Here is a 22,463-nt window from a genome sequence, read left to right as displayed (position 1 = left end):
TATTTATGAGTTCAAAGGCAAAATTTAACATAGGTATCCTCTTAATTTTGACAATCGGTTTTTTTGGAATGTATCAATACCAGCAAATGGTCAACAATCAGGTCATGTACGGCGAGGTGGTAGAATTGAACGAAGGTTTTGGTTATAAAATTATGAAGGGCAAAAAAGTATTGATTGTGCAAAAATATATTCCAGGGTTGCCGGGAAAAATACCCTTTGCCAATAAGGAACAAGCAATTGAGGTAGCCCATTTGGTCGTTGCCAAGCTTAATACCGGTAAAAGCCCGGTTGTAATGCCATCTGAACTGGCTCAATTCAACTTAATCGTAAAATGAGCCAAGTGTACCCATGGTAAAAATATTGATTAAAAACCGCGTGCAGATTTTGGTGCACATTAGCATTTGGCTGTTGCTCTATGGGTTTGCATTCTATCCGGTTTTAAACAATGCCCAAAGAATACCATCCGACCTTTTTCCTAAATTGCTGACCATTATTGCATTGTTCTACATCAATTACTTTTATTTGGTTCCGGCATTATTGCTTAAAAAGAATGTACTTTTTTATATCATGGTGTCTTTTGTATTGCTGTTGTGTTCCGTTATGGTCTTGCACCACTTGTATGAACCTATATTACCGGAAACTACATTTTTTGGTCCCGGTCACAGAAGGGATTTTAAATACATACCAATATATAGGTCCTTCATAAGTTTTGGAATTCCTTATGTTATAAGCGCAATCTTAAGACTTTATGTAGAGTGGAAACGAAATGAAAACTTAAGGTTGTCCGTAGAAAAGGAGAGTATAAAATCCGAGTTACAATTATTAAAGGCACAATTAAATCCACATTTTTTATTCAATACTTTAAACACTATATATGCCCTGTCGGTAAAAAAATCGCCAGATACCTCTCAGGCAATTGTGGACCTTTCTGAATTAATGCGGTATATGTTGTATGAGGCCGATAAGGATTTGGTTCCCTTAAATAAGGAATTGGATTATATAAAAAGTTACATTCAACTACAACGTCTGCGCTTGTCTAATAGTGAAAATGTCTCGTTGAAAATTAGTGGGGAAGACAGGGGTAGGGCCGTGCCGCCATTACTTTTTATTTCCTTTATTGAAAATGCCTTTAAATATGGAACGGATTATAAAGGCAAGACCTATGTTAAAATTACCCTTGCCATAACAGATGAATCTATTTACTTAAATGTTAGGAACAAGATCGGGGTTTTTAGGGAGCCATCTAAGAATTCAGGTATTGGATTAGAGAATATTAGAAATCAATTAGAATTGATTTATCCGTCATTACATGAGTTGCAAGTAGATAATGATGGTAATAATTATGAAGTGTCACTAACCATTTATCAATTAAAACAGAGCTTATGAAATGTATTATTATAGATGATGAACCTTTGGCCATCGAAATTTTATCGGGCTACTGTGAAAAACTGGATTTTCTGGAATTGATAAACACCTATACCAACCCACTAGAAGCAATTACCGATATTAAGGAAAAGAAGGTAGACTTAATTTTTTGCGATATAGAAATGCCACAAATAAATGGTATTGATTTTATGGGTACTTTGGATAACAGGCCGTTATTTATTTTTACTACGGCGTATTCCCAATACGCGGTAGATGGCTTTGAATTGAATGCGGTAGATTATCTTGTTAAACCTATTCCTTACCATCGCTTTATAAAATCAGTGTCCAGAGTTCAGGATTTAATCTCAAAAAAGGAAACCCCCACTTTAGAGGCCAATGTTTTTCCTAGTAAAGGAGATACCATGGCAGAGAAGAAATTTATATTCGTAAAGGCAGAATATGAAAGTATTAAAATAGATTTGGACCAAATAGAATACATACAGGGGTTAAAAGATTATTTAAAGATTCACATTTGTAATACGAACAAGACCATACTAACATTAATGAGTTTTAAGGAGATTATGGGTAAGTTGCCTCCAAATCAATTTTTAAGGGTGCATAAATCTTTTATTGTGAATGTTAATTTTATAAAAACGGTACAACGAAATAGAATTGTCATCAATGATATAAGAATACCAATAGGGGAAAGTCATAAAGAAGCTTTCTTTTCCATGTTGGGATTATGATTCTTAGTACTTTAAATTAGCTTATCTAAATTTTAGACGTTACTTCCTGGTTTAAGCGCAAAAGTTTAGTTAGAATTATCTATTTTTGTTGAGCTAAACGCACGGCTGGTTTATTATGGGTCAAAAAGTCTTACTATCTTCCAAAGAAATCAACATTATCCTTCATCGTTTGGCTTGCCAGTTATTAGAGAATCATCTAACATTTGAGAATACGGTACTTATAGGTATACAGCCACGTGGTAAGTATGTGGCACAGCGGCTGACCAGAATCTTAAAAGAGGAATACAAGGTAAAGCATATTAATTTGGGCTTTCTTGATATTACCTTTTATAGGGATGATTTTAGGCGGGGCGATAAAACTTTAGAAGCTACCAAAACCAATATAGATTTCTTGGTAGAGGATAAAAATGTAGTCTTAATTGATGATGTTTTGTATACGGGAAGAAGTATTAATGCGGCATTAACGGCCTTACAGTCTTTTGGAAGGCCAAAGGATGTAGAGTTGTTGTGTTTAATAGATCGCAGATTTAGCAGGCACTTACCCATACAGCCAAATTACCGCGGTAGACAGGTTGATGCTATAAACGATGAAAAAGTAAAGGTAATGTGGGAGGGAAATGACGGGGAGGACATCATATATTTAGTAAATAGATAACGCAATGGGCGAATTGAGTGTAAAACACTTACTGGGAATCAAATATCTTAATGAATCTGATATTCAGCTTATTTTTGAAACTGCCGATCACTTTAAGGAGGTCATTAATAGGTCCATTAAAAAAGTTCCTTCACTAAGAGATATTACCATTGCAAACATTTTTTTTGAAAATAGTACCCGTACAAAACTTTCCTTTGAATTGGCCGAAAAACGTTTGTCCGCAGATGTATTGAATTTTTCAGCCAGCCAATCTTCCGTAAAGAAAGGGGAAACCTTAATAGATACCGTAAACAATATCTTGTCCATGAAAGTGGATATGGTAGTAATGCGGCATCCTAATCCCGGGGCGGGCATATTCCTATCCAAACATGTAAAAGCATCTATAGTCAATGCCGGTGATGGTGCGCATGAGCATCCTACGCAGGCACTGTTAGATTCATATTCCATCCGGGAAAAGCTAGGCGATGTAGCAGGTAAGAATGTGGTAATTGTGGGTGATATTCTTCACTCTAGGGTTGCGTTGTCCAATATATTTGCATTAAAACTACAAGGGGCCAACGTAAAGGTTTGTGGGCCAAAAACCTTGTTGCCAAAATATATAGACTCTTTGGGTGTTGGTGTGGAAACTAATTTAAGAAAGGCCTTGGAATGGTGCGATGTGGCCAATATGCTACGTATACAGAATGAACGGTTAGATATTAGTTACTTTCCTACAACAAGGGAGTATACCCAACAATTTGGGGTAAACAAGAAATTGTTGGATAGTTTGGATAAAGAAATAGTGATCATGCACCCTGGCCCAATAAATAGGGGTGTTGAAATTACAAGTGATGTTGCAGATTCCAAGCAATCTATCATCTTAAATCAGGTGGAAAATGGTGTGGCCATTCGTATGGCGGTAATTTATTTGTTGGCATCTAAAATAAAGTAATATGGTTTTTAATAATGAGGAATCACAGATTATAATATCTCAAGAAAACATTTCCATAGATATCTTTTTGCAAAATTTAGAGAAGGAATACCCAAAATTGAAAAACGATAACTTGGTAGTGGACCTATTGGGGTTTACAAGACTAACACCTTATAACGTATTGTCTTTTTTGGAAATATCCAACAGACATAAGAAAAATGGCAAGTCATTTGTGCTGGTGTCTGCAAAAGTCTCGTATGATGATGTGCCCGAGGAAATTAATTTGGTCCCTACCCTGCAAGAAGCACGTGATGTGGTGGAAATGGAGGAGATAGAGCGAGATTTAGGTATTTAACTCTACCTTTACTTACCTTAAGTATATTTTTAAAACCTTTAATGAAGCTGCTGCAACACTTTTGTAGGTAGTGCAAATATGTATTGTTTATGCGTTTAACTATTTTGGGGTGCTATGCTGCAACTCCCCGCACTATGACAAATCCTACAGCGCAGGTTTTGGAAATTAACGGACATATTTTATTGTTAGATTGTGGAGAAGGTACTCAAGTACAGTTGCGCAAGCATAAGATTAAATTTTCAAGGATAAACCATATTTTTATTTCTCACCTGCATGGGGATCATTTTTTTGGTCTTCCAGGTTTTGTTTCCACCATGAGATTGCTGGGCAGGGAAAAGGAACTACATATTTATGGTCCAAAAGGTATTAAGGAAGCCATTACGTTATTGATGAAATTAGGGGACTCTTGGACCAATTATCCGTTAATTTTTCATGAACTTACCAGTAAGGAGCCAGAGCTAATATTTAATGATGAAAAGATTTCTGTAACCACTATTCCCTTGTATCATAGAATATACACTAACGGATTTTTAATAAGGGAAAAAGTTGGTAAGCGTAAATTAAATGTAAAGGCAGTAGAACGTTTTGCAATAGACAGGGCATATTTTCAAAACATTAAAAACGGAAAAGATATCGTTTTGGATAATGGAAATACCATTGCGAATAAAGAATTGACATTTGACCCTCCAAAGACCAAATCATATGCCTTCTGTAGTGATACTGTGTATAATGCAGAAATAGCCGCTCAAATAAAAAATGTAGATGTCTTATATCATGAATCTACGTTTTTGGAGACAGAGAGCCAGCTAGCCACAAAAACAAAGCATTCTACAGCCAAACAAGCGGCACAAATAGCAACACAGGCCAATGTTAACGATTTGATATTGGGGCATTATTCCACCCGTTATAAGTCCATAGAATTATTCCAGCAAGAAGCTAGGGGTATATTTGCAAATGTGCATTTGGCAGATGATGGCCGTGTTTTTGATTTTTAAGTTTTATGTGAATTTTATAGTGTTATTATTCCTTTCTTTTTAGAACTTTGTTTATCTTGTTTTTAAGAAGAAAATAATGCAGAAAGACTTAAGCGGTTATAGAAAATCATATGAAAAAAGTGCCTTGTTGGAAGACCGTATTTCCAACAATCCAATGCAGTTATTTCAGACGTGGTTTTATGAGGTTGAAGAATCAAACGGAATAGATGAACCAAATGCCATGACCGTATCTACTATTGGTCTGGACGGTTTTCCAAAAAGTAGGGTTGTCCTACTTAAAAAATATACCCACGAAGGATTTATTTTTTACACGAATTATAATAGCGAAAAGGGCAAGGCTATTGAGGAGAACCCTAAAGTATGTATTTCCTTTTTTTGGCCAAATTTAGAACGTCAAGTCATTATAAAGGGCAACGCGGGGAAACTGGCCAAAAACTTGTCTGACGGATATTTTGAATCCAGACCAGATGGCAGCAAGCTAGGCGCCTTGGTTTCGGATCAAAGTAAAGTAATAGCTTCTAGAGAAGTATTGGAACGTAAATTACGGGAATTGGAAAAAGAATATGCCGATAAGGAAATTTCTAGGCCAGAACATTGGGGCGGTTATTTGGTGAAACCTGCTTCTATGGAATTTTGGCAGGGTAGGCCCAATAGATTGCACGACCGTATTAGGTATTCGCTAACCAATGGTGTAGATTGGAAAATGGAAAGGTTGGCACCATAAAACGGAAGTAGTTATCATGAAAAATTTATTATTAATGCGGCATGGGAAATCATCATGGGAGCTGAATGTTGGCGATCAGGACAGACCACTTGGTCAAAGGGGAATAACAGATGCCCATTTGGTAGGGAAAGAATTGGCTAAACAGAACCTACAAATTGATCATGTGTATTCCAGTCCGGCAAATAGAGCCCTTCACACGTGTATGATCAGTCTGGGTGAATTAGGTTATCCCCTTCAAGACTGTAGTATAGAAAGTAATTTATATGATTTTTCAGGTGAAAAGGTAATCAATGTCATTAGGCATTTGGACAATAACCTGAATACGGTAATGATTTTTGGACACAATCACGCATTTACCTATATAGCAAACTTATTTGGGGACAAACATCTTGAAAATGTTCCTACAAGCGGATTTGTTCATATTCAATTTAAAGAAAGTTCTTGGGCAGAAATTACCCAAGGCTCAACAATACAAACCATTTTTCCAAAGCAGTTAAAGGCATGGTAAGAAACAATAACCAATATGTAAACAGGGAGATTAGTTGGCTATGGTTCAACGAAAGGGTATTGCAAGAAAGTGCCGATAAAAATGTACCGCTCATTGAAAGACTCAGGTTTCTAGGAATCTTTTCCAATAATTTAGACGAATTTTTTAAGGTAAGGTATGCTACCGTTAAACGCATTGTGGAAGCGGGCAGAAACGGTAAGAGTGTTTTAGGAGGAGAGAAAGCTAAGGATCTTCTGGAAGAGATTACGAAAATAGTAATTGAGCAACAGACCAAAAGTTTGGAAATCCTTAAGCAGATTGAACATGAGCTGGAGGCAAAGAATATCTTTATTCTAAAAGAGACCGAGTTGAACGAATCCCAAAAGGAATTTGTAAAGGCTTATTTTTTAAAGGAGGTAAGCCCCCAACTTATGACCATTATTTTAAATGATTTAACACAGTTTCCTACGTTAAAGGATACTGCGGCGTATTTGGCCGTGAAAATGGTCATTAAAAGTGATAGGCGAAAAAAGGAAAAGCGCTATGCCTTAATAGAAATACCTAAGGGAATAGATCGTTTTGTTGCCTTACCGGAAGAAAATGGCAAAAGCTATATCATTATACTAGATGATTTGATACGGTACTGTTTGGATAACATTTTTACCATGTTCGAGTATGATTCCATAACGGCACATATGATCAAAATTACTAGGGATGCAGAATTGGATATGGACAATGACCTTAGTAAAAGTTTTATTGAGAAAATATCCTCAAGTGTAGAGCATAGAAAAATTGGTGACCCTGTCCGTTTTGTGTATGATAAAAGTATAGAAAAGGATACGTTATTATTCTTAAAAGAGAAAATGAACATTGAGGATACGGATAGCGTAATACCTGGAGGTAGATATCATAACCGACGGGATTATATGGGCTTTCCAAGCTTGGGTAGAAAAGATTTATTGTATGATAAAATTACCCCGCTGCCTGTAAAAGGTTTAAGTGTGGAAGGCAGTATATTGGAAAGTATTGCCAAGAAAGACTACCTACAATATACCCCGTACCATACGTTCACTTATATTTTAAAATTTTTGCGTGAGGCTGCCTTAGACCCAAAAGTCAGATCAATAAAAATTACGGTATATAGGTTGGCTAGTAATTCGCAGGTTGCGGCATCATTGATCAATGCCGTAAAAAATGGCAAGCAGGTAACCGTTCAAATAGAGCTACAGGCCAGATTTGACGAACAGGCAAATATAGAATATGCAGAACAGCTTCAGGCAGAAGGTGTTAAGCTTATTTTTGGTGTTCCAGGTTTAAAGGTACATAGTAAAATATGCCTTATTGAGCGTGAAGAAGGTGATATGATCAAAAGGTACGGTTTTATAAGTACAGGTAATTTTAATGAATCTACTGCTAGAATTTATACGGATTACACCTTGTTCACTGCACATGATCCAATATTAAAGGAACTGAACAAAGTGTTCGATTTTTTTGAAACTACCTATAAAATCAACAAATACAAGCATTTAATAGTTTCTCCCCATTACACAAAAAACGCATTTATGAAACTTATAGATGCGGAAATTGCTAATGCCATATTAGGAAAAGAAGCCTATATTAAAATTAAAATGAACAGTTTTACCTCGTACAAAATGGTAGATAAACTGTATGAGGCAAGTAGGGCAGGGGTAAAGATCCAGTTGATCATAAGGGGTATATGTTGCTTAGTACCAGGTATTAAGGGTATGAGTGAAAACATTGAGGCCATAAGTGTGGTAGATAAATTTTTGGAACATACCAGGTTATTTGCATTTGCCAATGGTGGTAATCCTAAAGTGTATATTTCCTCTGCAGATTGGATGACCAGAAATCTAGATTATAGGGTTGAGGTTGGTTGCCCTATTTATGATGAGGATATTAAAAAGGAGTTGATGGATACCTTTGAAATTTGTTGGAAAGACAATATGAAGGCCCGTATTTTTACCGAAAAACAAGATAATGCATATCGGAAGACCAAAAACCCAAAAGTTAGGTCCCAGTTTGCGACCTATGATTACTATGCCAAAAATTTGAATAAAGGATAAAGGTCTGGGTTAACCATGGATAGATTCTTTGGTACCTAGATCTTTCATGATTTGGGCTTCATATTCCAAGAGTTCGTTCCATTTCTTATTGACCTCTTCCAATTCTCCATATTTACGGGCAAATTTTAGGAACATGGTATAATGGCCTGCTTCGCTTACCATTAATTTATGGTAAAAGTCGGCCAATTTTTTATCCTCCAGCTCTTCAGATAGTAATCTAAAGCGTTCACAACTACGGGCTTCTATAAGTGCGGCATATAAAAGCCTATGAACCAATTGGGTTGTTCTGCTACCGCCTTTGGGGAAGAACTTTAGCAATTCTATTACATATTCATCTTTACGGTCTCTACCTAAGGTTTTGCCTCGTTGTAAAATAAGGTCGTGGACCATTTTAAAATGACCCATTTCTTCCCTGGAAAGCGCAACCATTTCCTCAACAAGTTCTGTATACTCGGGAAAACTAACAATTAATGAAATGGCAGTACTAGCAGCTTTTTGTTCACAATAGGCGTGATCAGTAAGGATTTCATCAATATTTTTCTCTACAATATTAACCCATCTTGGGTCCGTGGGTAATTTTAAGCCTAACATACTGTCATTTTATTCAAAATTAGAAAGATTTTACCGACTTCACCAATTATATTCAAATAGCTTTAACAACTTACTAGTTAATAATAATTATTTTTGAGGCAAAGAGAATTCCGTTAGAACATGTACGACCAAAAAGAGATTCAGGAAATTTTGCTTAAATATGGGGAGCCGGAAAGTATTACGTGGCTAAACGATAAAATCGAAAAGATATCAGCTGACAAATCTTCTAAAGATTTGTTTATGGCTTACAGCATTTCAAACGTAAAATTTAATGGGTCTGAACCTGTAAATTTTGAAGGGGAAAAGAATGATACTGTCAATTACCTTAGCACACATAATGCAAGTTTATTACAGATTGCCCGTATTTATTTGCTTTCTACGGTCCTAGGGCAAGACCTGGACTTTTATACCCCTAAGGTGGCCACTATTATAGAAGTGGCAGATACTGGTGAATTGGAGACTTTTTTAAAATACTTGGTGTTATTGCCTAATCCAGAGGCTTATAAAAATACTGCGGTAGAGGCTTTACGTACTAATATTGCGACAATTTTTGATGCCATAGCCTTAAATAATCCATATCCTGCGACCTATTTTAATGAGCAACAGTGGAATCAAATGTATTTGAAGGCTGCCTTCATGGAGCGTGACCTTGGAAAAATAGAATCTATCGATCAACGCGCAAATGAGGATTTGGCAAGAATTATATCGGATTATGCCCATGAACGCTGGGCAGCTAAACGAAAAGTTGACCCCTTATTTTGGAGACCGGTTACTACATTTTTAAATGAAACTTTACTACAAGATATGCAACGCCTATTTGAAAGTGATGATGTTTGGGAAAATAGGGCGGCGGTTTTATGTTGTACAAATTCTGGGAATGATAAGGCTTTGGAACTATTGAATAAATATCCAGAGGCCAAAGAAGAAGTGGATACAAATAATATTAGTTGGAATACGCTTAAACAATAGATAGAATGAAAGATAAAATGATGTTTATTGACCCTCATGTTCACATGACGTCAAGAACTACAGATGATTATGAGGCAATGGCCAAAGCAGGTATTGTAGCGCTTATTGAACCTTCGTTTTGGTTAGGTCAACCACGGACTAAAGTAGGGTCTTTTCAAGATTACTACAGTAGTTTAGTGGGGTGGGAGCCATTTAGGGCAAGCCAATTTGGAATACAGCATTATTGTACAATAGGATTGAATTCTAAGGAAGCTAATAATGAGGCGTTAGCGGAACAGGTAATTGAACTATTGCCACTATATGTACATAAGGAAAATGTTGTTGCTATAGGGGAAATTGGATATGACGACCAAACTGCCGCTGAGGACAAATATTTTAGAATACAATTAGAATTGGCGAAGGAGTTGGATATGGTGGTGCAAGTACATACTCCGCATAGGGATAAAAAAGCGGGTACGATCAGAAGTATGGAAGTGTGTTTAGAGCATGGTTTAGACCCTAAAAGGGTTATAATAGACCATAATAATGAAGAAACGGTAGAAGAAGTATTGAACAGAGGATTTATTGCTGCGTTCACCATTTATCCAAATACCAAAATGGGAAATGAGAGAATGGTTGAAGTGGTAAAGAAATATGGTAGTACAGATATTATAGTTGATAGTTCTGCGGATTGGGGCGTAAGTGATCCGCTTGCAGTACCAAAAACCGCATCCTTAATGCTAAAAAACGGTATTTCAGAGGAACATGTTAAAAAAACCTGTTATCAAAATGCTTTAGACGCTTTTGGTAAAAATGGAAAAATGAAGGAATCTGATTGGATGAATGCCAAGGGGATTGATCAAACTGAATTATATAACAATAATAGTGTTTTAAGGGGGCAAGATCCTAAAATTGAAAAAACTGATAAAATTCACTAATGAGTAGTGTTTTAAAGGGCTATTTAGAGCTAATGCGGCCTGCAAACCTACCAACGGCGGCAGCTGATATATTTGCGGGTATTGCTATTATTTTATACCTACGGAATATTGAAGTTCTTTCATTTTTTAGCCAGAACGGCAGTGATATACTTTTATTGGTATTTTCATCAGTTGCTTTGTATGCGGGGGGTGTAGTATTTAACGATGTTTTTGATGCTGAATTAGATGCTCTGGAAAGACCTGAAAGAGCCATACCAAGCGGACGCGTACCTAAACGAAACGCCATTTATTTTGGAACCGCTTTAATGTTGACAGGTATTGCCTTGGCATTTAATTGTACTGTATTATCAGGAATAATATCTGTGGTTTTAACGACGGCTATTTTAACGTATGACGGTTATTTTAAGCAGTTTGGTTTTGCTGGTCCTTTAAATATGGGTATTTGCCGCGGTTTAAACCTTTTAATGGGCATGTCTATTTTAGGAAGCCTTACGCATTGGTACATTTCCTTGGTCCCGGTCGTATATATTTTTGCCATTACCTTAATCAGTAGAGGTGAGGTTCATGGGGATAATAAAAAGCATATTGTTTGGGCAGGTATTTTGTATACAATAGTCATCCTATTCATAGCGTTAATTACAGTAGTAAAAACGGATAATATGTTGGTGTTGGCACCCTTTTTATTGGCGTTTGCATTTTTTACCATTAAACCACTTATTAAAGCTTACAAGGACAATTCGCCAAAAAACATCAAAAAAGCGGTAATAACAGGGGTATTATCGCTAATTATAATGAATGCTTGTTGGGTTGCCGGTTTTGCCAATTGGCAGCTGGCGTTGGCCGTTTTGTTGCTTTTGCCTTTATCAATGTTATTATCAAAATTATTTGCAGTAACCTAAATTTTCTATGCAGTTACCATCTATAAAACAATCTTTTAAAGTAGCGTATGAATATCAACTCTACTTCACTACAGGGCTTTTTAATAGGGAAAATACCTTGTTCACAAAGCTCATTTCAGATTATAAAACCTTTGAACCGGTTAAATTATTTTTCGTCATCGATAACGGTGTTGAAAACCATCATCCAGGTTTAGTTGCCCAAATAGAGGCATACTGTAAAGCAAATGCCAATGTAATGAAGTTTACAAATAGCATTGTGGTACCAGGCGGAGAGCAGGTCAAGAACGGAAATGAATCTATAGATGCTGTTTTACATGGCATAAATACAAACAAGATTTGTCGTCATTCTTTTGTAATAGCCATTGGGGGCGGTGCCGTAATTGACATGGTAGGGTATGCAGCGGCAATTGCACATAGGGGAGTAAAGTTAATACGCATACCTACTACTGTGCTTTCCCAGAACGATTCTGCCGTTGGGGTAAAGAACAGTGTAAACGCATTTAAGAAAAAAAATTTCTTGGGAACATTTGCTCCGCCGTTCGCTATAATCAATGATAGTAGTTTTCTTAAAACTTTAGAACAAAGAGATTGGATATCCGGTATTTCAGAAGCCATTAAAGTGGCATTGATAAAGGACAAATCTTTTTTTAAATACATTGCAGAGCACGCAGTTGCTTTAAAGAATAGGGACATGGAGTCCATGCAATATGTAATCTACAAATGTGCCGAAATGCATATGGAGCACATTGCACAAGGTGGTGACCCTTTTGAGTCCGGCTCTTCTAGACCGTTAGATTTTGGGCATTGGGCCGCCCATAAGATGGAGTTTATGACCAATTATGAATTAAGGCACGGTGAGGCTGTAGCAAAAGGTATCGCATTAGACGTTACCTATACCAGACTAACCGGCCTAATTTCGGAAGAAGATTTACAGCACATCTTAGATGTCATGATCGCTATAGGTTTTGATCTATCGCTTCCCGTTAAATCATCCAATGAAATAGAGTCATTACTTCGTGGTATAGAAGAGTTTAGAGAGCATTTGGGAGGGGAGCTTACTATTACCCTTATCGCGGGGTTAGGAATTAAGCATGACGTACACACCATAGATGTAGCGCTAATGAAACAGGCTATTGAAAAGTTAAATCATCAATTTGCATTAAATTAGAAGCATGCTGGTAAAAAATGACCTTCACTTAACATATTGTACCAATATTCATCCAGGCCAAGATTGGGAAAGTACTTTCAACAGTATTCAAGTACATGTGCCTGTAATTAAGAACAAAGTTTCGGCAACAAAACCTTTTGGTCTTGGGCTCAGGTTATCGAATAAAGCAAGTGAAGAGCTTGAAAATGGTAATAATATGGCCTTATTTCAAGAATGGTTGTATAAGAATGAGGTGTATGTCTTTACCATGAACGGGTTTCCTTATGGTAATTTTCATGATGAACGCGTTAAGGATTTGGTGCATGCTCCGGATTGGACCACCAATGAACGGGTAATTTATACCAAACGGATGTTCAAACAATTATCGGTTTTATTGCCCAATGGTTTAAATGGAGGAATATCTACTTCTCCTATTACCTATAAATACTGGCATAAGACGGATGAGGATACCGTTAAAGCTTTTGAGACGGGTGCAAAGCACATGATTCAGATAGCTGATTATTTACTGGAACTTGAAAAAACTACAGGTAAATATATGCATTTGGATATTGAACCAGAGCCGGACGGACTTTTGGAGAACAGCGATGAAGTATTGCATTTCTTTTCTACCTATTTGCTCCCTGTAGGAATTCCGTTTTTTAAGAATAAACTGGGTTTAAGCGAAACTGAGGCTGAGCTACTCATTAAAAGGTACATAACCGTATGTTATGATATTTGCCACTTTTCACTGGCTTTTGAAGAACCAAAAGATACTTTTGCCAAATTCAAGGATCAGCAGATTAGAATTGGTAAGATACAAGTAAGTGCTGCCTTAAAGATATTGTTTGATGGTGAAAACGATGAATCTATCTGGAACGAGCTTTCTAAGTTCAATGAACCCACATATCTACATCAGGTAACGGAAAAGATTGGGGATGCCGTGCACACATATAGTGACCTTCCTGAAGTATTGGAAAAGAGAGCCAAGCATACAGAATTGCGCGCCCATTACCATGTGCCGTTATTTTTGGAAAAATATGGTTCATTACACTCCACACAAGATCATATAATTAAGGCTTTAAACTATATAAAAGATACTCCTGTTACTGAACATTTAGAAATAGAAACGTATACCTGGGATGTACTTCCGTTAGATTTAAAACAAGATCTCTCGGTATCTATCATTAGGGAAATAGAATGGTTAATATCACGCTTATAACATGAAAAAAACAGTAGTTATAAATGTAGTTGGGTTAACAAAAAGATTGATCGGGGAGCATACCCCATTCATTAAATCATTTCTTGATAGGGGAAAGGCATCCTATATAAAACCATTATTGCCGGCAGTTACATGCTCCGTGCAATCTACCTATGTCACCGGTAAGTGGCCTTCTGAACATGGTATAGTGGGTAATGGCTGGTATTTTAAGGATGAGTGTGAAGTCAAGTTTTGGAGACAGTCCAATAAACTTGTACAGCAACCAAAATTATGGGACGATCTAAAGAAAAAATATCCCAATTTTACCTGTGCAAACCATTTTTGGTGGTATAATATGTACAGTAATGTTGATTATAGCCTTACTCCAAGACCAAATTATTTAGCGGACGGCAGAAAAATTCCGGACGTGTATTCGCACCCGGCTCAGTTGCGTGATGAGATGCAAGGTACTTTGGGAACATTTCCTTTGTTTGAATTTTGGGGACCTAAAACCACCATTAATTCATCTAAGTGGATAGCCGATGCCGCAATGTTAACGGATAAAAAACATCACCCGGATCTGACCTTAATTTATTTACCCCATTTAGATTATAACCTTCAAAGGTATGGGCTAGATTTTAAGGTGATTTCAAAAGATTTGAATGAAATAGATGGTGTAGTAAAAAAGTTGGTGAACTACTACGAATCCTTAGAAACCAGGGTGATACTACTCTCGGAATACGGAATTACAAATGTAAACAGACCTATTCATTTGAATAGGGTCTTAAGAAAGGAAGGGTATATAGCTATAAGGGAAGAGCGAGGTCTGGAGCTTTTAGATGCAGGTGCAAGTGAAGCTTTTGCAGTCGCCGATCATCAAATAGCCCATATCTATTGTAAGCATCCAGATACTGTTCAAAGAATAATAGAATTAGTTACTCCTCTTGCCGGAGTTGAAAAAGTACTTTTTGGAGAAACGCTAAAAGATGCTAATATTGCCCATGAGAGATGTGGTGATATTGTGGTAGTCGCAGATAGGGACTCATGGTTTACGTACTATTTCTGGGAGGATGATGCCAAAGCGCCAGACTATGCCAGAATGGTAGATATTCATAAAAAACCTGGTTACGATCCTGTTGAAATGATGACGGACCCCAAGGATAAATTGGTGATGGCCAAAGTCATTGGTAAACTAATTAAGAAGAAATTGGGCTTTAGAACGGTAATGGATATCATACCTATAGACGCAACCCTGATAAAAGGTTCTCATGGTAGACAGACAGAGGATCAAGAAGACTTTCCCATATTTATCAGTAATCAAAAAACAGCAATTAAGAAAGAAAGTATTACTGCAATTGAAGTGCGTGATCTTATTGAAGATCACCTTTTAAGCTAAGATAAAATGAATATATTATTTAAGATTTTAGGGTATCTATTTGCTGTACTGTTCACTGTTGGTGCCGTATTACAATATAATGATCCAGATGCAATATTGTGGGTAATTATTTACTTGATAGCGGCTGTGGTTTCTTTATTATTCACCATGCGTAGAATGGGGTATAAAGTACTTTTGGGATTGGGATTTATTTGTCTTGTAGGATTTTTGTACCTGTATCCCACAGATTTTCAAGGATTTGATTTAAATGATGGGGATATAAAAACCGTTGAATTGGGGAGGGAGGCTTTTGGGTTATTAATAATTGGTGTAGTTTTTTTAATTTTTGGATTTAGGACCAAAAGTAAATTATAAATCAAGATCAAACTCTTGTCTTAAAAGGTCTATTACCGGATTTTTCTCGCGTAGTTTTTGATATTTTTCTTCGGGTGTAAAGGCAAATTTTTTAGCGGATGCCTCGTTTACTCCAATGTCTAATGTAATAAAGTGATTGTTCAGTTTAGCGCGTAAATATTCCATGAGCTCAAACTGTTCACGTTCAATTTCCTTTTTCATAGTTCCGTTGGGAAGCTCAATATAAATAACAAAGTTTTCCTTAAGCTTAGGAACATCCGTATGAAGGTTAGACGCCAGTATTTTCTGTCCCTTACGATCAATGATTTCTATAAAGTCTGCCCAATGTTGGCGTAATTCTTCTTCAGTAAAGATATTTTTGGGAAGATTATTTTCATCTATAACTACTTCAACCTTGTTCTGCTCATGAATTTTCTTTGCGTTTAAGCTAGAAATAGATAAACCGGAAACCCGCTTTTTAGGAACATTGATATTAATTTTCTTAGGAGTACTATCTATAGGGTCAGCGGTGTTTTGTGAAATAGGATTTTTTGCTGTAGCACTTTCCGTACTGGTAGATGGTATAGGTTCTTTTACATTTTCTACCGGACGCTCTACAGGTTTTTCTTTTACATACTGCGCTTTGGGCGATGTAGGCTCATCAATAGTTTTTTGGGTTGTATGTATCTCTTGTGTTGATTCTGTGTTAGGGGGTAAAGATTGGGAAACCTTATTTTTAGAGGTTCCTGTGGGCTTTTGGGTATAACTATCCGTACCAATATCCTTTTTTGGTTTAAAGGTTTGTTGGTAAAATGTAGATGGTGCAATAAAATCTATAGTAGTATTATGAAGTGCTACGGATTCAGGATTTTTTTTTTCTCCATCAAAATTGATAGAGGCAAGTTTCATTAGGGTAAGTTCCACTAAAAGGCGCTGGTTTTTACTGGTCTTATATTTTAAATCGCAGTCGTTTGCAATGGTCAAGGCCTGTAATAAAAACGCAGGGGCGGTCTTTTTGCTCTGTTCCCTATATAACTGTTGTGCAGCTTCCCCAACCTCTAAAAGGGTAATGGTATCAGGGTGCTGGCATACCATTAAATCTCTAAAGTGTGATGCTAAACCGGTTATGAAATGATGCCCGTCAAAGCCCAACGCCAATGTTCTGTTGAACAGCAACAGAAGGTTGGGTATGTCGTGTTCCAAAATTAAATCGGTAGCTTCAAAATAAGTATCGTAATCTAATACGTTTAGGTTTTCCGTTACTGATTTTCGTGTAAGTTGACTACCTGAAAAACTAACGACCCTGTCAAAAATTGAAAGAGCATCGCGCATAGCTCCATCTGCTTTTTGGGCAATGATATGCAAAGCATCTTCTTCTGCATTTACACCTTGGCTTTCAGCAATGTACTTTAGGTATTCAGCGGCGTCTTTAACCGTAATTCTTTTAAAGTCAAATATCTGACATCTTGAAAGTATGGTGGGTATGATCTTGTGTTTCTCTGTCGTAGCTAAAATGAAAATAGCATGCTTTGGCGGTTCTTCCAAAGTTTTTAAAAATGCATTGAACGCAGATTGAGATAACATATGTACCTCATCTATGATATACACCTTGTACTTTCCAATTTGCGGAGGTATGCGTACTTGGTCTATAAGATTTCTTATATCGTCTACAGAGTTATTGGAAGCCGCATCCAACTCAAATATATTAAAGGCAAAATCTTCATCTTCTCTTTCTGTACCATCAGAATTTATTTGCTTTGCCAAAATACGGGCACATGTGGTTTTACCAACACCCCTTGGGCCGCAGAATAGTAAAGCTTGTGCTAAATGGTTCTGGTCTATGGCATTTTGTAATGTATTGGTAATAGCTTGTTGCCCTACAACATCCTTAAAGGTTTGTGGTCTGTATTTACGTGCAGATACAATAAATGGTTCCAAAGGTATACGATGATTTAAGCTGTTACAAATATAATTTATAGTGGGTAATTCTATTGTGAATTAAGATAGGAGATCATCTTTAGTTATCAACAATTGCAGTACATTTGCGCAACGCAGGCCACCTTATCGCGGTTTATCGCTATTAATTTAGGATAGAACGAGGAAAGTCCGGACACCATAGTGCAGTATAGCGGGTAACGCCCGTCCACTGAAAAGTGAGGACAAGTGCAACAGAAAGCAAGTACAGTTAGGCTGTAGTGAAACCAGGTAAACTCTATACGGTGAAACGTCATGTAAATCAATGTTTAAGGGCTGCACGCCCAAGTTGAAGGGTAGGCGGTTAGAACCTTGGGGCAACCTTAGGTCTAGATAAATGATAAGGAATTCTAAAGTTTTAGAATACAGAATCCGGCTTATGGCCTGCTTTTTTTATTTTCCTATGTAAGTAGAAGATTTGTGCTATGTTAAAAATCTAAATTTTTATGATACGCAAAATTTAATTCTATGTCTAATTGTTTATATTAGAAAAGTGATATTTTAAAATTAGGAACAACTTCTAATAGCTCCTTTTTAATTTACTTAAAACTTATTAAACTACATTTAAATTAATGCTGAAAATATTCCGCAATTTTTACGTCATATTTCTCCTATTTTTTTCTCAGCTTAGTTTTTCACAGATAGATTTTGACCATATAAGTTTTATTGGCATTGATGGTATTACCACAAAATTGCCTATTAAGGGTATTACACAATCTAAATCTGGTTTAATTTGGATCGGAACCTATGGTTCTGGGGTCTATAGTTTTGATGGGACCAATTATAAAGCCTATAGACATAATATAGAAGGCCCTTCTAATTTAGACAGTAATATTGTTCATTTTGTATTTATTGATCGGGAGCAAAGACTGTGGGTGGGTACAGATTCTGGGCTCAATCTATACAATGAAAACTTAGATATTTTTGAACGTATTGATTTTACCATAGAACAAAAACCAGTACCAAATATTGCCTACACCTGTATGGTACAGGACCTATCTGGAGACATTTATGTGGGTACCTATGAATTGGGTGTTTTAAAAGTAAATGTACAAGATTATGAATTAGAGGTTATTGAACGAGCTTCTAACAAAGAGGAGCGTATATTACCCTATGCATTTACAACAGATGCCGATAATAGAATATTTATAGGGACCAACATTGGCTTGTTTTACTTGAATAAAGCCAAAAACACGTTACATAGGGCAGAGAAATTAAATGATCAATTTTTACGAGTTGGTGCACCAAATATTCAATCGCTACTGACAGATAAATCTGGTAATCTATGGATTGGAACAGCAGCCAACGGTCTGTTTAAAGTGGACTTGAAAAATACCAAGTATACGGTAGAGCAATTAGATTATACAAACAAGAAAATTTTTGCAATAATAAATGTAGATGATAAGATTTTATTAGGAACGGAAAATGACGGCCTGGTCATTGTAAATACCAAAGGAGAACTTGTTAAACATTTGGTGTACAGCAATTATGAGGAGGTAAATTTAAGTCCTAATTCAATCTGGGCACTTTACAAAGATCCTAGAAATAGGATTTGGGTTGGGGGTTATAATACAGGTGTAGATTTATATGATGTAAACTATAGTAAATTTCAACACTTAAAAAGTATACGGCAAAGACCCAATACATTAAAATCTTCATTCATAAAATCCATCAGAAAAAACACAGATGGCAAGATATGGATAGGGCATAATCTAGGGGCGGATATATATGATCCGGTAACAAAGGAAATAAGTTATTTAAAGGGAGATGAATTTGACAAATATGCCGGTTTAGAGCGTAATCTGAACATAGAAACCATATTTGTGGATAGTAAGGAAAACATTTGGCTAGGTACTTGGGCAAATGGTATTTACATGTTGCCCCAAGGAAAAAATAAATTCATTAATTATACGGAAGATAACACTAATGGGGGCTTATCTACAAATACAATAAGGGGGTTTGCAGAAGATGCCAAAGGTAACATCTGGATTGCCAGTTATCTAAATGGTTTACATTATTATAATACGGTTAGTGGAAAATTTATAAAATGCGACTCAGAGGCCTTTAAAATTCACGGGCTTAATGATTATGATGTATTGTCCATTATGGTAGATTCTAAAAATAATGTTTGGGCAGGAACAAGTAGTGGGTTATTCAAGATAAATTATAATACAGAAGATGATTTTGAGGTGACCAATATGAGGTTTAAAATGATAGAAAACCTTGAAGATCATCCAAGTATCCATAACATTGTTTCATTGTTGGAAACTACGGACGGTAAAATCTTAATAGGCACAAATGGCGCAGGTTTATTTCAATATGATCAAGATACAGATGCCTTTCTTACCTATAACAAATTATATGGTATAGAGGAAAATACAATAAATGCAATTATTCAACAAAATGATGACACCATTTGGATTACAGGAAATACAGGGGTTACCAAGATAGATTTAGTTAATAAAACATCGGTCCTTTACAAGGAAGAAGATGGTTTGTTATCCAATTATTTTAGAAGAGGTGCTGTTGAAATGGATGATCAAGGGTTACTCTATTTTGGAGGATATTCTGGCGTTAACATATTTGATTCTGATAATGTAAAGAATAATACCGTACCGCCAGTTTTAACTTTTACAGACTTTAAACTATTTAATAAAAGTGTTCAAATAGATGATAAAGATTCGCCTTTAGATAAAGTGATTTCGCAAACAAAATCCATAACGCTTACACATGAACAATCTGTTTTTACCATTGAGTATGTAGGTATAAGTCATACAAGACCAAAGAAAAATGAGTACGCTTATATTTTAGAGGGTTTTGATAAGGATTGGAATGAAGGAGGAACAAATAGATCGGCTACCTATACCAATCTAGAACCTGGTGAATATGTTTTTAAAGTAAAATCAGCAAATAATGATGGTGTTTGGAACAAGGAACCACTTACTTTACAAATAAAAGTGCTACCACCATGGTGGCAGACGAACCAAGCATATTTTGTGTATTGGTTATTGCTATTTTCCTTGGTAGGTGCTACAGTTTATTTCTATCAAAAGAGATTTAAACTGAAACAGGCAGATTTGCTCAAAAAGGATAAAAGAAAGCAGGAGAAAGAGCTACATGAAAGAAAGTTACAGTTCTTTACCAATATTTCGCATGAATTTAGAACACCGCTTACTTTAATTATAAATCCTATTAACGAGTTAATAGCGCAGTATGGGGATAAATTGCCTTCAAAAGAGCAAAGAAAGCTTAGGGTGCTTAAAAAGAATTCTGACAGATTATCAAGACTGATAAATGAGTTGATGGATTTCAGAAAACTTGAATATAATAAACTGGTCATAAATAAGACCTATATAAATGTTATTGATAAAATTAGAGATGTTACTTCTTATTTTGATGAGGAAGCCGTGTATAGGAATATAGACCTTCAATTTATTTCTGAAATTGACCAATTAATGGCTTGTGTGGATATTAGTATGATTGATAAAATTATGTTTAATATTTTATCCAATGCCTTTAAGGTTACACCCCAAGGAGGTAAAATAACGGTTACTATTAATAGCAATGAAGAAGAGCTCAATGAACATAAAAAGTCCTTTAAGATAACGGTAAGGGATACCGGCCCGGGAATTGACCAGAAAGAGTACAAAAGAATTTTTAAAAGATATTATCAAGTTAGTGGCATGAATAAGGTTTACTACGGTAGTTCTGGGGTAGGTTTAGAAATGGTGAAAAGTTTCGTAAAACTGCACAAAGGTAAAATTGATATAGATAGTGAATTAAAAAAAGGTACGGCATTTATAATAACACTACCTATAGGAGATACTAATAAGATAAAGACAGAATTACTCGAAAAACCGTTAGTAGTAAATAGTGATGTAGATACAAATTATATAAAAGAAAATCCTTCTTTAAAAACTACCAAACAGAAAGATTCCCAAAATGATATAAAAATTTTAATCGTAGAGGACAATGTAGAATTGCAAGCGTATTTAGAAACAGAACTGGCAGAAATATATGATACTGTAGTAGCATCTAATGGTAAAGAAGGATTAACGTTGGCCATGAAACATCATCCTCATTTAATCATTACAGATGTTATAATGCCAGAAATGAATGGTTTAGAGCTTTGTGAGGCAATAAAAGGCAATTTAGAGACAAGTCATATACCCTTGTTAATGTTATCCGCCAAGGCTATGATAGAAGATAAGCTAAAAGGAATTGATTCTGGTGCAGATGGCTATTTGAACAAACCTTTTAATATGGATATTTTAAAGGCAACCATTTCACAATTACTTACCAGTAGGGAAATTCTATTTAATAAATTTAGTGAAGGTTATACAGTAGGGCCTAAAGACAATATTACCACATTAGATGATCAATTTCTGAATAAAGCGTTGCGTTATATTCATAAGAATATTGATGACCCAGAACTTGGTGTAGATCAACTAGCGGTAGAATTATTACTAAGTCGAAGTCAACTCTACAGAAAGATAAAGGCATTAACAGGATTAACGGCAACTTCGTTTTTGAGAAAGGTAAGGTTGGAAGAAGCAAAGAAAATCTTTAACTCGGATAAAAATTATAATGTAAGTGAGGTTGCCTTAAAAGTTGGTTTTTCCTCCCCATCCTATTTTACAAAATGCTTTAAGAAGGAGTTTGGCCATTTACCCAAAAAATAACCTTAGCTCCTCATAAAACGCCATAAATCATATGGT

At 36.0% G+C, this 22,463-nt stretch carries 20 protein-coding genes and 1 other RNA gene; 19 read left to right on the top strand and 2 right to left on the bottom strand.

Annotated features, from left to right (window positions below; all coding sequences use genetic code 11):
- Window positions 1-5: 5 nt before the first annotated feature.
- From ABVM52_RS02020 to ppk1, 10 genes are all read left to right on the top strand, one after another.
- Window positions 6-335 (top strand): DUF4907 domain-containing protein, encoded by a 330-nt coding sequence (locus ABVM52_RS02020; protein WP_405383214.1) that lies wholly within the window; start codon window positions 6-8, stop codon window positions 333-335.
- Window positions 336-348: 13 nt separating this feature from the next.
- Complete coding sequence (locus ABVM52_RS02015) at window positions 349-1,386, top strand: sensor histidine kinase (RefSeq protein ID WP_405383212.1); 1,038 nt, start codon at window positions 349-351, stop codon at window positions 1,384-1,386.
- Window positions 1,383-2,111 carry a LytR/AlgR family response regulator transcription factor gene (locus ABVM52_RS02010; RefSeq protein ID WP_405383210.1) on the top strand — a complete coding sequence of 243 codons (729 nt, stop codon included), beginning with the start codon at window positions 1,383-1,385 and terminating at the stop codon, window positions 2,109-2,111. The genes ABVM52_RS02015 and ABVM52_RS02010 overlap by 4 nt, the downstream gene beginning before the upstream one ends.
- 115 nt (window positions 2,112-2,226) lie before the next feature.
- Window positions 2,227-2,766 (top strand): bifunctional pyr operon transcriptional regulator/uracil phosphoribosyltransferase PyrR, encoded by a 540-nt coding sequence (gene pyrR, locus ABVM52_RS02005; protein WP_405383208.1) that lies wholly within the window; start codon window positions 2,227-2,229, stop codon window positions 2,764-2,766.
- A gap of 4 nt (window positions 2,767-2,770) precedes the next feature.
- Complete coding sequence (locus tag ABVM52_RS02000; protein WP_405383206.1) at window positions 2,771-3,697, top strand: aspartate carbamoyltransferase catalytic subunit; 927 nt, start codon at window positions 2,771-2,773, stop codon at window positions 3,695-3,697.
- 1 nt (window position 3,698) lies between these two features.
- Window positions 3,699-4,031, top strand: coding sequence for a ribonuclease Z (locus ABVM52_RS01995; RefSeq protein WP_405383204.1), 333 nt, complete (start codon window positions 3,699-3,701; stop codon window positions 4,029-4,031).
- Between the two features lie 89 nt (window positions 4,032-4,120).
- Window positions 4,121-5,026, top strand: coding sequence for a ribonuclease Z (locus tag ABVM52_RS01990; RefSeq protein ID WP_405383202.1), 906 nt, complete (start codon window positions 4,121-4,123; stop codon window positions 5,024-5,026).
- Between the two features lie 76 nt (window positions 5,027-5,102).
- Complete coding sequence (gene pdxH / locus ABVM52_RS01985; RefSeq protein ID WP_405383200.1) at window positions 5,103-5,750, top strand: pyridoxamine 5'-phosphate oxidase; 648 nt, start codon at window positions 5,103-5,105, stop codon at window positions 5,748-5,750.
- 16 nt (window positions 5,751-5,766) lie between these two features.
- Window positions 5,767-6,258, top strand: coding sequence for a SixA phosphatase family protein (locus ABVM52_RS01980; RefSeq protein WP_405383198.1), 492 nt, complete (start codon window positions 5,767-5,769; stop codon window positions 6,256-6,258).
- Complete coding sequence (gene ppk1, locus ABVM52_RS01975; RefSeq protein WP_405383196.1) at window positions 6,252-8,321, top strand: polyphosphate kinase 1; 2,070 nt, start codon at window positions 6,252-6,254, stop codon at window positions 8,319-8,321. Before ABVM52_RS01980 ends, ppk1 begins: the two co-directional genes overlap by 7 nt.
- A gap of 9 nt (window positions 8,322-8,330) precedes the next feature.
- On the opposite strand, the gene ABVM52_RS01970 is transcribed toward ppk1, so the two are convergent.
- Window positions 8,331-8,912: a tRNA-(ms[2]io[6]A)-hydroxylase gene (locus ABVM52_RS01970; protein WP_405383194.1), complete on the bottom strand. Its 582-nt coding sequence runs from the start codon at window positions 8,910-8,912 to the stop codon at window positions 8,331-8,333.
- 120 nt (window positions 8,913-9,032) lie between these two features.
- Between ABVM52_RS01970 and ABVM52_RS01965 the strand changes: the two genes are divergently transcribed.
- Genes ABVM52_RS01965 through ABVM52_RS01935 form a run of 7 tightly spaced genes read left to right on the top strand, consistent with a single transcriptional unit; the run spans window position 9,033 to window position 15,792 of the window.
- Window positions 9,033-9,881, top strand: coding sequence for an EboA domain-containing protein (locus ABVM52_RS01965; RefSeq protein WP_405383192.1), 849 nt, complete (start codon window positions 9,033-9,035; stop codon window positions 9,879-9,881).
- Between the two features lie 5 nt (window positions 9,882-9,886).
- A complete protein-coding gene (locus ABVM52_RS01960; RefSeq protein ID WP_144801340.1) occupies window positions 9,887-10,798 on the top strand; it encodes a TatD family hydrolase in 912 nt (303 codons plus the stop codon).
- A complete protein-coding gene (gene eboC / locus ABVM52_RS01955) occupies window positions 10,798-11,697 on the top strand; it encodes a UbiA-like protein EboC (protein ID WP_405383189.1) in 900 nt (299 codons plus the stop codon). Before ABVM52_RS01960 ends, eboC begins: the two co-directional genes overlap by 1 nt.
- 7 nt (window positions 11,698-11,704) lie before the next feature.
- Window positions 11,705-12,865, top strand: a complete 1,161-nt coding sequence (locus tag ABVM52_RS01950) for a 3-dehydroquinate synthase (protein WP_405383187.1) — start codon at window positions 11,705-11,707, stop codon at window positions 12,863-12,865.
- Between the two features lie 4 nt (window positions 12,866-12,869).
- Window positions 12,870-14,063, top strand: a complete 1,194-nt coding sequence (gene eboE / locus ABVM52_RS01945; protein ID WP_405383185.1) for a metabolite traffic protein EboE — start codon at window positions 12,870-12,872, stop codon at window positions 14,061-14,063.
- 1 nt (window position 14,064) lies between these two features.
- Entirely contained in the window at window positions 14,065-15,438 is a 1,374-nt protein-coding gene (locus ABVM52_RS01940; protein ID WP_405383183.1) for an alkaline phosphatase family protein, read from the top strand.
- Between the two features lie 6 nt (window positions 15,439-15,444).
- Complete coding sequence (locus ABVM52_RS01935; protein ID WP_405383181.1) at window positions 15,445-15,792, top strand: transmembrane 220 family protein; 348 nt, start codon at window positions 15,445-15,447, stop codon at window positions 15,790-15,792.
- Here ABVM52_RS01935 and ABVM52_RS01930 read toward each other — a convergent pair.
- Window positions 15,787-17,709, bottom strand: coding sequence for a DNA polymerase III subunit gamma/tau (locus ABVM52_RS01930; RefSeq protein ID WP_405383179.1), 1,923 nt, complete (start codon window positions 17,707-17,709; stop codon window positions 15,787-15,789). The genes ABVM52_RS01935 and ABVM52_RS01930 overlap by 6 nt on opposite strands.
- 110 nt (window positions 17,710-17,819) lie before the next feature.
- On the opposite strand from ABVM52_RS01930, the gene rnpB reads away from it, so the two are divergent.
- An RNA gene (gene rnpB / locus ABVM52_RS01925) (RNase P RNA component class A) lies at window positions 17,820-18,140 on the top strand.
- Window positions 18,141-18,317: 177 nt separating this feature from the next.
- The gene (locus tag ABVM52_RS01920) at window positions 18,318-22,427 is read left to right on the top strand and encodes a two-component regulator propeller domain-containing protein (protein ID WP_405383177.1); all 4,110 of its coding nucleotides are present in this window, start codon (window positions 18,318-18,320) and stop codon (window positions 22,425-22,427) included.
- Window positions 22,428-22,463: the final 36 nt, after the last annotated feature.

Origin of the sequence: Maribacter sp. LLG6340-A2, from assembly GCF_045057105.1 — a bacterium.
Taxonomy (GTDB): domain Bacteria; phylum Bacteroidota; class Bacteroidia; order Flavobacteriales; family Flavobacteriaceae; genus Maribacter.
This window is presented reverse-complemented; position numbering and strand designations above follow the sequence as displayed.

Coding starts and splice junctions, on each gene's coding strand:
- ABVM52_RS02020 (WP_405383214.1), top strand. CDS start 6: ATGAGTTCAAAGGCAAAATTTAACATAGGTATCCTCTTAATTTTGACA.
- ABVM52_RS02015 (WP_405383212.1), top strand. CDS start 349: ATGGTAAAAATATTGATTAAAAACCGCGTGCAGATTTTGGTGCACATT.
- ABVM52_RS02010 (WP_405383210.1), top strand. CDS start 1,383: ATGAAATGTATTATTATAGATGATGAACCTTTGGCCATCGAAATTTTA.
- pyrR (WP_405383208.1), top strand. CDS start 2,227: ATGGGTCAAAAAGTCTTACTATCTTCCAAAGAAATCAACATTATCCTT.
- ABVM52_RS02000 (WP_405383206.1), top strand. CDS start 2,771: ATGGGCGAATTGAGTGTAAAACACTTACTGGGAATCAAATATCTTAAT.
- ABVM52_RS01995 (WP_405383204.1), top strand. CDS start 3,699: ATGGTTTTTAATAATGAGGAATCACAGATTATAATATCTCAAGAAAAC.
- ABVM52_RS01990 (WP_405383202.1), top strand. CDS start 4,121: ATGCGTTTAACTATTTTGGGGTGCTATGCTGCAACTCCCCGCACTATG.
- pdxH (WP_405383200.1), top strand. CDS start 5,103: ATGCAGAAAGACTTAAGCGGTTATAGAAAATCATATGAAAAAAGTGCC.
- ABVM52_RS01980 (WP_405383198.1), top strand. CDS start 5,767: ATGAAAAATTTATTATTAATGCGGCATGGGAAATCATCATGGGAGCTG.
- ppk1 (WP_405383196.1), top strand. CDS start 6,252: ATGGTAAGAAACAATAACCAATATGTAAACAGGGAGATTAGTTGGCTA.
- ABVM52_RS01970 (WP_405383194.1), bottom strand. CDS start 8,912: ATGTTAGGCTTAAAATTACCCACGGACCCAAGATGGGTTAATATTGTA.
- ABVM52_RS01965 (WP_405383192.1), top strand. CDS start 9,033: ATGTACGACCAAAAAGAGATTCAGGAAATTTTGCTTAAATATGGGGAG.
- ABVM52_RS01960 (WP_144801340.1), top strand. CDS start 9,887: ATGAAAGATAAAATGATGTTTATTGACCCTCATGTTCACATGACGTCA.
- eboC (WP_405383189.1), top strand. CDS start 10,798: ATGAGTAGTGTTTTAAAGGGCTATTTAGAGCTAATGCGGCCTGCAAAC.
- ABVM52_RS01950 (WP_405383187.1), top strand. CDS start 11,705: ATGCAGTTACCATCTATAAAACAATCTTTTAAAGTAGCGTATGAATAT.
- eboE (WP_405383185.1), top strand. CDS start 12,870: ATGCTGGTAAAAAATGACCTTCACTTAACATATTGTACCAATATTCAT.
- ABVM52_RS01940 (WP_405383183.1), top strand. CDS start 14,065: ATGAAAAAAACAGTAGTTATAAATGTAGTTGGGTTAACAAAAAGATTG.
- ABVM52_RS01935 (WP_405383181.1), top strand. CDS start 15,445: ATGAATATATTATTTAAGATTTTAGGGTATCTATTTGCTGTACTGTTC.
- ABVM52_RS01920 (WP_405383177.1), top strand. CDS start 18,318: ATGCTGAAAATATTCCGCAATTTTTACGTCATATTTCTCCTATTTTTT.